The organism is Pseudomyxococcus flavus (assembly GCF_050038885.1).
In the GTDB taxonomy this organism is placed as follows: Bacteria; Myxococcota; Myxococcia; order Myxococcales; family Myxococcaceae; genus Myxococcus; species Myxococcus flavus.
On record NZ_CP143624.1, the window covers coordinates 3,502,151 to 3,514,783 of the forward strand.

14 protein-coding genes are annotated in these 12,633 nt (G+C 71.2%); 5 read left to right on the forward strand and 9 right to left on the reverse strand.

Annotation, left to right across the window (positions count from 1 at the left end):
* Positions 1-13: 13 nt before the first annotated feature.
* The 4 genes from VZL07_RS14710 to VZL07_RS14725 form a co-directional block, all read right to left on the reverse strand.
* Positions 14-913, reverse strand: a complete 900-nt coding sequence (locus VZL07_RS14710; RefSeq protein ID WP_426756159.1) for an MBL fold metallo-hydrolase — start codon at positions 911-913, stop codon at positions 14-16.
* A gap of 144 nt (positions 914-1,057) precedes the next feature.
* Positions 1,058-1,483 (reverse strand): cupin domain-containing protein, encoded by a 426-nt coding sequence (locus VZL07_RS14715; RefSeq protein ID WP_426756160.1) that lies wholly within the window; start codon positions 1,481-1,483, stop codon positions 1,058-1,060.
* A gap of 248 nt (positions 1,484-1,731) precedes the next feature.
* Entirely contained in the window at positions 1,732-2,664 is a 933-nt protein-coding gene (locus tag VZL07_RS14720) for a TIGR02266 family protein (protein WP_426756161.1), read from the reverse strand.
* A gap of 138 nt (positions 2,665-2,802) precedes the next feature.
* Positions 2,803-4,155, reverse strand: a complete 1,353-nt coding sequence (locus VZL07_RS14725; RefSeq protein ID WP_426756162.1) for an RtcB family protein — start codon at positions 4,153-4,155, stop codon at positions 2,803-2,805.
* 256 nt (positions 4,156-4,411) lie between these two features.
* On the opposite strand from VZL07_RS14725, the gene VZL07_RS14730 reads away from it, so the two are divergent.
* Positions 4,412-4,744 (forward strand): hypothetical protein, encoded by a 333-nt coding sequence (locus VZL07_RS14730; protein ID WP_426756163.1) that lies wholly within the window; start codon positions 4,412-4,414, stop codon positions 4,742-4,744.
* A gap of 16 nt (positions 4,745-4,760) precedes the next feature.
* Here VZL07_RS14730 and VZL07_RS14735 read toward each other — a convergent pair whose 3' ends face one another.
* Positions 4,761-5,672 (reverse strand): alpha/beta fold hydrolase, encoded by a 912-nt coding sequence (locus VZL07_RS14735; protein ID WP_426756164.1) that lies wholly within the window; start codon positions 5,670-5,672, stop codon positions 4,761-4,763.
* A gap of 106 nt (positions 5,673-5,778) precedes the next feature.
* On the opposite strand from VZL07_RS14735, the gene VZL07_RS14740 reads away from it, so the two are divergent.
* The 4 genes from VZL07_RS14740 (at position 5,779) to VZL07_RS14755 (ending at position 9,654) form a co-directional block, all read left to right on the forward strand.
* Complete coding sequence (locus VZL07_RS14740; protein ID WP_426756165.1) at positions 5,779-6,675, forward strand: LysR family transcriptional regulator; 897 nt, start codon at positions 5,779-5,781, stop codon at positions 6,673-6,675.
* Between the two features lie 77 nt (positions 6,676-6,752).
* The gene (locus VZL07_RS14745) at positions 6,753-7,655 is read left to right on the forward strand and encodes a sigma-70 family RNA polymerase sigma factor (protein WP_426756166.1); all 903 of its coding nucleotides are present in this window, start codon (positions 6,753-6,755) and stop codon (positions 7,653-7,655) included.
* A 102-nt stretch (positions 7,656-7,757) separates the two neighbouring features.
* The gene (locus VZL07_RS14750) at positions 7,758-8,075 is read left to right on the forward strand and encodes a pilus assembly protein N-terminal domain-containing protein (RefSeq protein WP_426756167.1); all 318 of its coding nucleotides are present in this window, start codon (positions 7,758-7,760) and stop codon (positions 8,073-8,075) included.
* A gap of 121 nt (positions 8,076-8,196) precedes the next feature.
* On the forward strand, positions 8,197-9,654 hold the full coding sequence (locus VZL07_RS14755; RefSeq protein ID WP_426756168.1) for a protein kinase domain-containing protein: 1,458 nt from the start codon (positions 8,197-8,199) through the stop codon (positions 9,652-9,654).
* A 2-nt stretch (positions 9,655-9,656) separates the two neighbouring features.
* On the opposite strand, the gene VZL07_RS14760 is transcribed toward VZL07_RS14755, so the two are convergent.
* From VZL07_RS14760 to VZL07_RS14775, 4 genes are all read right to left on the reverse strand, one after another.
* Positions 9,657-10,388, reverse strand: coding sequence for a DUF4142 domain-containing protein (locus tag VZL07_RS14760; RefSeq protein ID WP_426756169.1), 732 nt, complete (start codon positions 10,386-10,388; stop codon positions 9,657-9,659).
* Between the two features lie 162 nt (positions 10,389-10,550).
* A complete protein-coding gene (locus VZL07_RS14765) occupies positions 10,551-11,009 on the reverse strand; it encodes a PaaI family thioesterase (protein ID WP_426756170.1) in 459 nt (152 codons plus the stop codon).
* Between the two features lie 5 nt (positions 11,010-11,014).
* The gene (locus VZL07_RS14770; protein WP_426756171.1) at positions 11,015-11,467 is read right to left on the reverse strand and encodes a PaaI family thioesterase; all 453 of its coding nucleotides are present in this window, start codon (positions 11,465-11,467) and stop codon (positions 11,015-11,017) included.
* Between the two features lie 120 nt (positions 11,468-11,587).
* Complete coding sequence (locus VZL07_RS14775) at positions 11,588-12,616, reverse strand: hypothetical protein (protein ID WP_426756172.1); 1,029 nt, start codon at positions 12,614-12,616, stop codon at positions 11,588-11,590.
* Positions 12,617-12,633: the final 17 nt, after the last annotated feature.

Genomic DNA, 12,633 nt, shown 5'->3' on the forward strand with positions numbered 1-12,633 from the left:
CACGGGCCCGGCGTCACGCATGCAGCGGCGGCTGCGAGTCCACGAAGGCCCGCAGGGGAGACGGCTGCGGCGCCTTCTCCTGCTCCTCCAGCAGCTCGAACTCCAGCGAGTCGTGCGCGCAGAACACGGTGACGTCCCGCCCATGCCGCTGCACCAGCTCGCGCAGGCGGCGCATGTTGTGCCAGCGCAGGTAGCCGTCCTTCTGCATCAGCTTCTGGTAGGCGCGCAGGACGGGCGTGCAGCGGTACCGGTCCGGGGCCATCTCCCCGTGGTAGAAGTACGCGTCGCCCGCGTGCAGCAGCCACCCGCTGCCGTTCTGGATGGCCACACCCGCATGGCCCAGCGTGTGGCCCGGCAGCGGCACCAGCAGGATTTCCGGCGGCAGGCCCGTCAGGTCGCGCACGCACTCGAAGCCGAACCAGCGCTCCCCGTCTCCACGGGAGGGGTACGTCACCCAGTGCGCCTCATGCACCCACTGCTGGGGCCGGTAGCGGCGCCGGTCCAGCGGCGTCGCCTGGGCGACGGCGCTCTGGTACTCGTCCGACAGCAGGTGCACCCGGGCGTGCGGGAAGTCGTCCAGGCCGCCGGCGTGGTCGAAGTCCAGGTGCGTGAGGACGATGTCGCGCACGTCCTCCGCCTTGAAGCCCATGCGCTCAATCTGCCGGATGGCCGTGGACCCTTCGTTGAGCTGGGGCCGGGTCAGGAAGTCGAGGAACAGCGGCGCCAGCCGGGGCCGAGGGTATTTCACGTCCTCCAGGCCGAAGCCGGTGTCCACCAGGATGAGCCCGCGCGGCCCTTCCACCAGCAGGCAGTGGCACGTCAGCGCCGCCGGCCCCGTGAAGCCCTTCCGCCCGTCCGCCAGGCGGCCGCCCGGCGGGCACATGGTGGTGCAGTTCAGGTGGTGGATGCGCATCGCTTCCGCTCCTCGGGAGAGAGCCGCCCCAGGCGGCCCGGGTCCGGGGCTAAAGGTGCGCTGCATGCCGCCCTGGAGGAATCCGCGCGAGCGGGGTGGCACGCGGCTCGCCTGCCCGGTGGGGTGCCGGGGCATCCGCCGCCTTCAGAGGTGCTGAAGCTGCTCGGCGGTGCGCGCCTCGCGGACGTCACCGGTGTTGAGCGTGCTGGCGGGCTCGAAGAGGAGGACGTGGACCTCCTCCTCCGCCACGGGCCGGTGCTCGACGCCGCGGGGGATGATGATGAACTCGCCGGGGCCCACGTCCACCGTGCGCTCCCGCAGCTCCATGCGCAGGTGGCCGTGCAGCACCAGGAACAGCTCGTCCTCGGCCTCGTGCCGGTGCCAGACGAAGGGCCCATGCAGGCGTGCCAGCCGCACGTGCTGGCCATTCAACTCCCCCACCACCTTGGGGGACCAGTGCTCGGAGAAGAGGGCCAGCTTCTGCGCGAGGTTGACCTTGTCCACCTCGGGCGCGGGCGTGTCGAGCGGCCGCGCGGGGGCGGCGGACTCCACCGCCCGGGCCGGATTCACACGGCGGCGGGAATCCCACCGCGGGGGACGTCCGGTGAGGACTGTCGAACTTCGATGGGGCGCGCTCATGCGGGTGTGTTCTCCTTCCGCGGCGCCGCTGGGATGGCTTGCGCCATGAATTCGGCTTCGGATTGTCTGCCTTCTGCGGAGGATAATCCCGCCTGTCACATCGCGGGAGTGGCCGCGAGGTCGACTACCAGACGGATAGCGTGAAACAGCGCGCTCGCGTGTCGCGAAACTGTCTCATCTCAGTCCGGGAAGAACATCGGGTCGCGCGTGGTGACGAACGACGCGATGGCGCTGGCCACCTCCGGCGGCAGCCCGGTGAACTGCACGCCCACGCCGGGCATCAGCTCCGGCATGCGGGCGTTGGCCTCGCGCACCCAGCGCACCACGCCCGTCACCTTCATGGGCCGCCCGCCTGGAAGCGTGAAGTCCAGCTCCACCTGCGTGCCCCGCGGCACCGCGTCCACGGTGGCGATGAAGACGCCGCCCTCGCTGATGTCCAGGGAGAAGCCGGTGAAGAAGTTCGAGTCGCTGCGCATGTCGATGGACGTGTGCATCCGCACCCGCCCGTTGCGGCGCGCCTCCTTTCCATCCGGTGGCGCGGCGGGACGGGCCGCGGCCGCGGGAACGGGGGCGTGCCCCTGGGCCCTCGCCGCCGCGGCGGCCCGGGCCAGCTCGGCCTGACGTTGCTTCGCCGCGTCCTGCTGCGCTCGCGCTGCGGCCTCCTGCCGGGCCCGGGCTGCCTCGGCCTGCCGCTTCAGCACGGCCTCCGCCTCGGCCACGGCGCGACCTATCTGGGCCGCCTGCTCCTGATGGGCTCGCAGCAGTGCCTGCATCTCCGAGCCCGCCTGCCGCCGGGCCTGCAGCGCCGCCTGCCGGGCCTCCAGGGCTTTCGCCCGGGGCGCCTCCACGTCCAGCGCGGGCACCGCGGCGACCTGCAACCGGGCGGCCTGTTCACCCAGCAGGGGGTCCGCGCCCGGCGCCTGGTGGGCCTTCGACAGCGCCTGGCGGGTCTGCTCCAGGCGGGCCGCGAGCGCGGAGGCCTCCGTGCTTGCCTGGGCCAGTTGTTCGTGGAGCCGGGCTTCCAGCGTGGACAGCTCGCTCTCGGCGCGAGCCAGCTCCGCTTCACGGGAAGCAGCCGGGGGCATGCGGACGGCAGGGGACGGCGAGCTCATGTGCGAGGGACTCCAGGAGCACCCACTGTAGCGTTCCCCAGTCGACGTCACGAGCCCCACGCGCGGCGCCGGAAATGACCCGGGGCCCGGCCGCCCCGCCAGGAGCAGGCAGGCAACCGGGTCCCGGTGCGTCGTCGCTCAGTCCGCGCCCTTGATGCAGGCCACCGGCTTGAGGCGGTGGGCGACCCGGGCGAGCCCGGCCATCTCCACCGTCTCCAGGACGTCATCCAGGTTCTTGTAGCAAGGCCCTGATTCGTCCAGCGGCGTCTGCCGGGTGTTGAGGAGGATGCCGGCCTCGGCCATGCGCTTGTCGGTGGCGTCCTGCTTCAGCACGCGCCGCGCCTCGCCGCGCGACAGGCGACGGCCGGAGCCGTGGTTCACCGAGTAGATGGACTTCTCCGCGCCCGGCTCCGCGAAGAGGATGGCGCTGCCCGTCTCCATGGAGCCGGGGATGAGGATGGGGTGGCCCGTCTTCTCCCACGGCGTGCCCTTGAGCGCGGGGTGTCCACCGGGGAACGCGCGCGTGGCACCCTTGCGCGCGACGAACTTCCCCGCCTCCTTCTGGATGAGGTTGTGGGAGATTTCGTAATAGACGTTGGCCGTGCCGCCGAAGACGTCCTCGAGCGCGGCGCACACCGCCTCACCGATGATGAGCCGGTTGGCCACCGCGAAGTTGGCCGCCATGTTGTGGAGGTTCCAGTAGTCGCGGCCCAGCGGGCTCTCCGCGTCCAGCCAGACATGGTCCTCGCTGCGGCTCTTGAGCCCCAGCTGCGCGGCGCCCTCCACGAAGAAGTGCTTGGCGATGTTCCACCCGAAGCCGCGGCTGCCGGTGTGCAGCATCACCCACACGCGGCCGTCCTGGTCCACCTGCATCTCGGTGAAGTGGTTGCCGCCGCCCAGGCTGCCCAGCTGCTCGCGCTTGCCGAAGGCCCGCTCGGGGATGTCCACCCGGTCGTCCTCGACGGGGATGTAGTCGCGTTCAGTGACGGACGAGCCCCGGCCCAGGGCCTTGGCGCCATGGCGCACCACGTCGCCGAAGGTGCGGTCGGTGACACGCCGCTGCTTCTGCACGCGGCTGGCGCCCACGCCCACGGCGATGCGCTTCGTCACCTCGTCAATCCAGCGGCGGCGCTTCACGGGGTCGGCGACGTCCTCGGCCATGAGCGTCGTCTGGAGCTGCACCATGCCGCAGCCGATGTCGTAGCCGGCGGCGGTGGGCAGCAGGATGCCGTCCGTCTCCACCACCGTGCCAATGGGGACCCCGTAGCCCAGGTGACAGTCGGGCGTGACGGCCACGCGGGTGACCCCTGGGAAGGACGCGGCATTCACCACCTGGTCAAAGACGGAGTCCTCCAGGCCGGGTTGCTCGGGGCCCTCTCCCCACAGCAACTTGTCGGACAGGAACAGGTCCGCGTCGACCTTCATGCTCTTGGTCTTCGGCAGGACGTAATGACCTTCCGAGACCTTCTCCAGCCGCTGCTTCCAACTCATGACTTGAATCCCCCAGGCGGGATGAACACGCGGCAGCGACGGGAGCGTCCAGGGAAGCTGACGCCAGGAGCCGGAACCCGAGAACAGGAGAAGAGGATGCTGGGGGCACAGGCGAGAAGGCGAGCGAATTCGGAGCCGTGCGCGGCTGGGCGAGCGTCAGCTCGAGAGCGGACGGCAGGGCTCCGATCGCCGCAGGACTTGTCACGTGCGGATTTCATTCCCATCCATTTCACAGCATCCAGGTAGGGGGTGGGCGATGGGTTTCCTTGGTGGGATTTTCCTGGCGATGGCGTTGCAGGCGGGACCCGCGGAGAAGCCGCAGGAGCAGAAGCCGGTGGAGGTGGCGGCCCCGGTGTTCAATCCTTCGGCGTGCGCGAAGAAGCGGGTGGACCCCTGTGGCTGCCACCATGTGTATGGCATCCGGCACTGCCATCCGAATCGGAAGGGCGACCACTGCGAGGCGCCGGTGAAGGCGCAGGTCGAAGCCCCGCGCAAGCGCGAGGACGCCTCGAAGAAGGCCGACACGCAGGCCCGGGCGCGCGAGCCGGAGAAGAAGCAGCTCGACCCAAGCAAGTCCGTGTCCATGTAGGCGCCAGGCGCGCGAGCTATTCGCGGAGGAACGCGGAGACCTCGCGCGCCAGCAGCGCGGGCGCGGTGACGTGCGCCACATGTCCCTGTCCAGACAGGATGCTCAGACGCGCGTTCTCCAGCGTCTTCGCGAGCGCCCGGCAGGGCCGCGCCAGCAGGACGTCCGTGCTCCGGTCTCCCAGCAGCACCAAGGTGGGTGAGCGCACCTCGCGGTAGGCCTCCAGGCCCAGGGGAAGCGCTTCCAGCGCGTGCAGCTCCCGGGCGAAGCGGGGCGTCATCTCGACCTGGCGTGTCCACTGCGGTGTCTGGCGGAAGGCCTCCAGCTCCGCCTCGGGCGTGAGGAGCACCTTCCGATTGAACACGACGAGCGCCGCGTCCGGCCCCTCCTGGGCCAGGGCCCGGTCGAACTCCGCCAGGGCCGGGCCGGACACGGGCTGGGTGATGGGGAGGGGCGGCTCATAGAGCAGCAGCTTCGCGGGCGCGGCGCGGCGGGCCACCTCCAGCGCCAGCACCGCGCCGTACGAGTGGCCGAACAGCGCCGCGTCCTGGCCGGCCACCTTCATCAGGGCGAGCACGTCCTCCACTTCCCGCTCCAGGCTGTAGGTGGCTGCGTCCGCGCTGTGGCCGCGTCCGCGCCGCTCCAGGACATGGTTCGTGAAGTGGGGGGACAGCCGCTCGGCCACGTCCCGCCAGTCGCTCCACAGGCTCAGCGCGCCATGGACCCAGACCAGCGGAGGTCCGTCGCCCTGGCGGAAGTAGGACAGCGAGGTCCCATCGGCGGAGGTGAACCGGTGCTGCGTGAAAGGGGCGGGGGGCGGCACGGGGCGTGTCTCCCGGCCCTGGGACGCGCAGGCCAGGGCGGGGAGCGCGGCGCTGGCCTGCAGGACGAGCCGGCGGGTGACGGTGGAAGTCGAAGCGGGATGGGGCATGGGCGTTTCCTCCGGGCCCTTTCATGCGGTGGAAAAGCCGTGCGCGAAACACCGCTTCCTGACATCTCACTCATGACGTGGCGGTCATGAATGGGAGTCCTGGCGGATGGAGAGTCTTTCAGCCATTGGCGTCTTCGTGCGCGTCGCGGAGGCGCGCAGCTTCGCGCGGGCGGCGCGGGCCCTGGGAATCACGCCGTCCGCGGCGAGCAAGAGCGTGGCGCGGCTGGAGGAACGGCTGGGCACCCGGCTCTTCCAGCGCACCACGCGCCGGGTGCACCTGACGGAGCCGGGGACCCGCTTCTACGAGCGGTGCGTGCGCATCCTCGATGAGCTGAACGACGCGGAGTCGGACCTCGCGCGCGAGCAGCGCTCACCGCGCGGACGGCTGCGCGTCTCGGTGCCGGAGTTCCTGGGCCTGCGGATGCTGATTCCCGCGCTGCCGCGCTTCCGCAAGGCCTACCCGGGCCTGGACCTGCGGTTGGATTTGGATGACCACGTCGTGGACGTCGTGGGCGAGCGCCTGGACGCGGCCGTGCGCTGCGGCGAGCTGACGGACTCCACGCTGATGCGCCGCCGCTTCCGGCCCAAGCGCTTCATCCTCTGCGCGTCACCGGCGTACCTCCAGGCACGAGGCGTCCCACGCACGGTGGAGGACCTGGCGCGGCATGACTGCATCCGGTACCGGTTCACCTCCACCGGGCGCATCGAGGCGTGGGCCCTGCGGCAGGAGCCCGGCGCGCCCGCGCCCCGCATCCCGGAGACGCTCGCCTTCAACAACGGGGAGGCCGTGGTGCAGGCGGCGAAGGCCGGGCTCGGCGTGGCGCAGGTGATGGAGCTGATGGCGCTCCCGGAGCTGAGGGACGGAACGCTGCGGCCGGTGCTGCGCGAGCACATGGTGGAGCGAGGCGCGCTGTGGCTGGTGTGGCCTCCCGCGCGTCCCACGCCGCCCAAGGTGAAGGCCTTCGGAGACTTCCTGGCGCGGTTGCTCGAGGAGCTGTCGTGAGGGGAGGGTGGAAACGGGAGGAGGGAACGCGGTAACAAGACGTGCCGCTCCAGGCACATGCCAGGGTCGAGGTGCGCATGCGAACGCAGCAGAGCCGCTCGCTCGTCTTCCTCCAGCAGCTCGATGCCGGGGTACGTGAAGGCTACGCGAGCCTCTCCGGGCTGGAGGACGTGCTCGCCTCCCTGTGCGTCGTGGGCGCGCGGACCTGGCCGGGCGTGACGCTGGCCGAGGAGGACTTCCTGCGACACCTCGCGCGGGGGTTGCCTCGGGACGAGGACCCCGCGCGGGTGCTCGCCACCATGCACGCCGCGGACCTCTATCTGGCCTGCGCCTGCGCGCGTGGTGACGCCGCGGCGCACGCGGCGCTGGAGCGGCAGGTGCTTCCCAAGGCGGCGGCCTCGGTGGCCCGGGTGAAGGCGTCGGGCGTGGACCCCTCCGAGGTGCTCCAGCAACTGCGCGAGCGGCTCCTCGTGCCCGAGGGGGACCGCCCCGCGCGCCTGGCGGAGTACCAGGGCCGTGGCCCGCTTTCAGCCTGGCTGCGGGCGGCGGCGGTGCGCACCGCCCTCAACCTTCAGCGCGCGGAGCGCCGCAGGGCCCACGCCGAGGAAGAGGCACTGCCGCTCTCGATGGCGGCGGGCACGACGGATGTCGAGCTGGCGTACCTCCAGCGGAACCACCGCGAGCACTTCCAGACCGCGCTCTCGGAGGCGCTGAAGGCGCTCCCCGCGCGAGAGCGCACCGTGCTGCGGCTGCATGCCGTGGAGGGCCTCAGCCTGGAGCGCATCGGCACCATGTACCAGACGCACAAGTCCACCGTGTCGCGCTGGGTGGCCCGCGCGAGGGAGACGGCCCTGGAGGGGACGCGACAGCGGCTGGCGGAGCGGCTCCGGCTGTCCTCCGGCGAGCTGCACAGCCTGATGCGCGCGCTGCACGGCGAGCTGGACCTGAGCCTGCCGTCCCTGCTGAGCAAGCCGGGGTAGCCGCCGCAGGACGCGGAAGATTTTTCGCGGCGAAATGCAACGCCTCGAAGTGGCCGGTGTCACCCCGGTGAAGGTGGAACAAACCCCCGTGGAGGACACCCCATGCATTACGGAATGAAGCTGGCCCTGGTCGCGTTGACGCTCGTCGGAACCCCCGTGCTCGCGGAGGAGGCGAAGCCGGCCCCGGCCGCCAAGTCCCAGGGCGATACGACGTTGACGCTGAAGAAGGGCGCTCACCAAACACTGAACGTGCCGGGGCTGGTCCGCATCGCGCTGGGAGACCCCGACGTGGCGGACGTCAGGGCCGAGGGCAAGGGCGTGGTGAAGGTGACCGGGAAGAAGGCCGGTGAGACGAAGCTCATCACGTGGGCCGGTCCCGAGAACACGCTTCAGGCCTACAACATCGTCGTTCAGGACTGAGGCACGCCACCCGGAGTGCGGGAGCAAGCCCCGGCATCCATCCGGGCGCCCGGGCTTGCTCGTGCGCGGTGCCCCCAGGCTTTCCGGGGCAGGTCCGGGCTGCGAAGATTCGAAGCACGCCATGACGCTGCTGCCTCCTTCCGCCCCGCCCGCATGCCCGGACGAGAACCTGCTCGCGGCCTTCGCCAGCGGCGCGCTTCCCGCGGTGAAGGTGCCGGGCATGGAGGCGCACCTGGATGGCTGCGCGGAGTGCCGCGCCCTGGTGGCCGCCGTGGCGGCCGAGTCCTCGCTTCCGGACACGGGCGGATCCGACCTGCCCACGCGGCTGGATACGGGCGCGCCCACCGTGTCCGACGCGCTGCCGGACGCAACGCTCCCACCGGAGACCCGGCTGGGGCCCTATGTGATTCGCGGCGTGCTGGGGATGGGGGGCATGGGCGTGGTGTATGCGGCGGACGACTCTCGGCTGGGACGGCGGGTGGCGCTCAAGCTGCTGCGGCCGTTGCGCGAGGGCGCGGAGGAGGAAGGACGGGCCCGGTTGCTCCGTGAAGCCCAGGCGATGGCGCGCCTGTCACACCCCAACGTGTTGCCCATCTTCGAACTGGGCACCGCGGAGGGGCGCGACTTCCTGGCGATGGAGTGGGTGGAGGGCACCACGCTGGCGGAGTGGCTCCGCGCGCGAGAGCGCCCCTGGCGCGAGGTGCTGGAGGTGTTTCTCGCGGCGGGAGCGGGACTTGCCGCCGCGCACCGGGCGGGGCTGGTGCATCGCGACTTCAAGCCGTCCAACGTCCTGGTGGGCTTCGATGGACGGGTGCGTGTCACCGACTTCGGCCTCGCCAGACAGGACGCGGCGGGACCGCATCACGCGCTGACGGAGGCAGGGGACGCTCCCACCTCGGCGAACGCTTCGATGCTCACGCGTCACGGACAGGTCGCCGGGACGCCCGCCTACATGTCTCCCGAGCAGCAGGCGGGACACGCGGTGGACGCACGCAGCGACCAGTACAGCTTCTGTGTCGCGCTCCACGAGGCGCTCGAGGGAGAGCGGCCCTCATCCCGGAGCCACATCTCCCGCAAGCACGCCGCCGACCTGCCGCGACACCTCCGCGCTGCCCTGGCCCGAGGGCTCTCACCTGTCCCCGAGCAGCGCTTTGCCTCCATGGACGCGCTGATGGCGGCGCTCTCCCAACCTGCTCCACGGCCCCTCCGGCACCAGATGCGGATCCTGGCGGCCGTCGGCGCGCTGTTCGCGCTGGGCGTGGGAGGCGGCATCGCGCTGCGGCGCCTCTCGTCGCCCGAGGCGCCGCCTGACGCGCAAGTGCAGGCGGCCCTGGCCGCGACGCGCGAGTCCCTTCCGGCAGCGTCACTTCCGCCCCTTCACGTGGGCCAGGTGATCGAGCTGTCCCTCCCGGGGCTGCAGCGCATCGCAGTGGGCGATCCGGTGGTCGTGGCGGTGGAGACCCTGGGCGATGGGAAGCTTCGTCTCACCGGGGTGACGGAAGGCACCACCTCCCTGGTGACATGGACCCGCGATGAGTCGCGGATGGAAGCGTTCACCGTGACGGTCATCGCGCGCTGACGTCAGCGTCCGCCGGGAGGCCTGCGCGCCTGGCGGGGGGCTTCCTGACCCAGCAGCCGGTACGCCTGCTGCCGGTGCTCGCGCAGCGTGGGCAGCGTCGCGTCGAGCACCGTCATCAGCTCGGCGTTGCTCGCGAACTGCTGCTGCCCGGCCATCACCTTGGCGATGTCCGCGTCATGATCGCCCACCATGTTGGCCAGGAAGGCGCGGTCGAAGGCGGGGCCCTGGAGGGCCTCAAGCTTCGCCGTCGAAGCCTGCTCGGCGCGCTCCATCGTCTTCTCGAAGTCGGTGTTGGGTTTGGGCTCGGGCAGCGTCAGGTTCTTCGTCTTGGCGTAGGCCAACAGGCGCTGGTCCGCTTGCTGGTGGTCCTTCACCAGCCGGGCACCGTAGTCCTTCACGCCCTGCGATACCCCCCGTTGCTGGGCGAGCCGCCCCAGCTTCACCTCCTGCTGGTGACCGTGGTGGAGCGCTGCCAGGAAGGACCTCTCGTCGGTGGGAATGGGCAGCAGGCCCAACTGCATCATCGACGCGTCGCGGGCATCGGGTGGGGTGGCCTGGGGACCGGCGCCGCCCGTGCCCTCCATGATGGGCTCTGGCGCCTGGCCCTGGTCAATGGCCTCCGGCCGGCCCATGCGGACCATGCTCTCGGTGTCGTCCGTCCCGTTCTGTGTCGTGGATTGGGTGTCCTGCTGCGCCAGGGCCGTGCCGCCCAGCGCGAGGGAGCCCGTCACCATCCAGCCCATCCATTGCCTCATCGTCCGCCTCCGGTGTGCCTGGGAATCAGGCCGAAGGTGGCGGCGGCGCGGGGCGCGGGGCAGGGGCGGCGAACGGCGGAGCAGGCGCTCGCGTCCCGGAGGGCTCAGGGACGCGGAGGCACCCCGCCGTCGCCGTGTCGACTACGGCTCCGACAGCAGGAACAGCGCGTGCGCGCTGGCGATGGGGCGCGTGCGGTCGTCCTGCCACGCCTCCACCCGGACGTTGGCCACGCGCCGCCCCTGGCGGGTGATGAGCGCCTTGGCGAAGGTGTCCTGAGGCTTGCCCGAGCGCAGGAAGTCCACCGTGAGCGAGATGACCTTGGGCACGCGCTCGGTGTTCGTCTGGAGGAGGAGCTCGAAGACGGCCGCGGACTCCAGCAGCGCGCCGAGCGTGCCGCCATGCAGCGCGGGGATGAGGCTGTTGCCGATGTTCCGCGGGCTGTAGGTCATGCGGCAGAGCATCTCGCCAGCGAGGTTCTCCACGCCGATGCCCATGAAGCGCGTGTAGGGGATGGCGTCGGTGAGGCGCTTGTACTCGCGCGACTTGCGCACCTGGCGCACCAGCTCGGCGAGGGGAGAGGGAATCGGGGTGTCGCTCATGGCCGTCATTCCTCCGTCCGCATGAAGGTGCCCTGGGCGGAGGCCACGGGGTGGCCCTTGTCGCCCTGGTGGACGAGCGCGCGCACGAAGGCCACCTGGCGGGTGAGCCGGTAGCACTCGGCCACGCAGGTGAGGACGATGCCGGGCCGCGCGGGACGCAGGTAGTCGATGCGCAGGTCCAGCGTGACGAGCGGCGCGAAGCGGCCCAGCTTGAGGAACACCGCGGTGCCGCACGCGGCGTCGATGAGCGTCGTCACCGCTCCGCCGGCGATGACGCCCGTCTCCGGGTTGCCGATGAGGTTCTCCGCGTAGGGCAGCTCGACGATGGCCTCGGCGGCGCCGATGTCCACCAGCCGCAGCCCCAGCGCGTGGTTGTGGGGCACGACGTCGGTGTAGAAGACGCCGCAGCGCTCCAGCCGCTCGGCCTTGTCCTCGGGAAGCGTGAAGTCGTCCGACATGAGGCGCGCGATACCAGATTCAGGAGCGCATGGCGCACTGCGTTTTGACCACGAGCACGGCCGCCCGCACCCGGCGTGTCGGGCGGCTTCCCCCTCCGTCCACGCCGGGCCGCGCCCACTTCAGGCGGCGACGGGCGGCGCGCTGGAGAGCTGCTTCCACGCACCCGCGAGCGACGCGCCGATGTCCCGCATCACCCCGTCATCCGACCAGTAGAAGGGGTGGACCAGGGGCGTCCACGAGAAGAGCGGGCCCGCCACGCGCACGGCGCGGTCCTCCACCGCGGCGCGGTAGGCCTCGCTGAGGGGCTGGAGCGGCCAGGCGAAGACGTCGTCGTCATCGTAGAAGTTGATCCACCGCCCGACGAGCCGCGGGTGGTGGCGCGTCAGCTCCGGCGCGGGGACACACACGGGCTGGTCGAGCTCGGCGCGCGGGTAGCGCAGGCTCCACAGGGCCATGGGGCTGCCCAGCGTGTAGAAGTGGCTGAGCGTCTCGCCGCGCTCCAGGGGCGAGCTGCCCTGGGCCGCGCGCACCGTCTCCTCGATGATGTCCCGCCCGGCGAACCGCTGGACCTGCAAGTCATAGAAGTAGTTGCTGGCGATGACGCTGCCCAGGCTGTGCGCGATGACGCAGAGCGGAGCGTCGTCTCCGGCCTGGGCGCGCAGGCGGCCGAGGGCCTCGGCGACCTTGCGGTGGATGCTCGTGTAGACGTCCGGGTCGGCGGGGTTCGTCTGGTACGCGATGATGTCGCCCACGAAGTGCACCAGCATCCAGCGCAGGCCGGGGTAGTGCAGGTCCATGCCGCGCAGGGACGGCCGCATCAGGCGGAGCATCAGCGGCACGAGCGCGGACTCGTGGCCCTGGTTCACCGTGCGCACGTTGTCGTAGAGCGACTTCCAGTACGCGTCCGTGTCCGCGGGCCCGTAGCGGGCCAGCAGGTCCTTCTCGGCGCCTTCCAGCACGGAGGCCCAGTTCACCGTCTCGACGGCGAGCGCGTCCGGACTGGCGCCCCCGTGTTCCGCGAAATGCTTGCGCAACAGGCGCACGGCGGTTTCGAAGAGGCCCGGGTCATCCACCTCGATGCCGTGGATGATGAGGACGGCGAGCTTCTTCGCGCCCGGCCCGGACGAGGAAACGTTACGCGTCTGCATGGAGGCTCCCCCCTGGG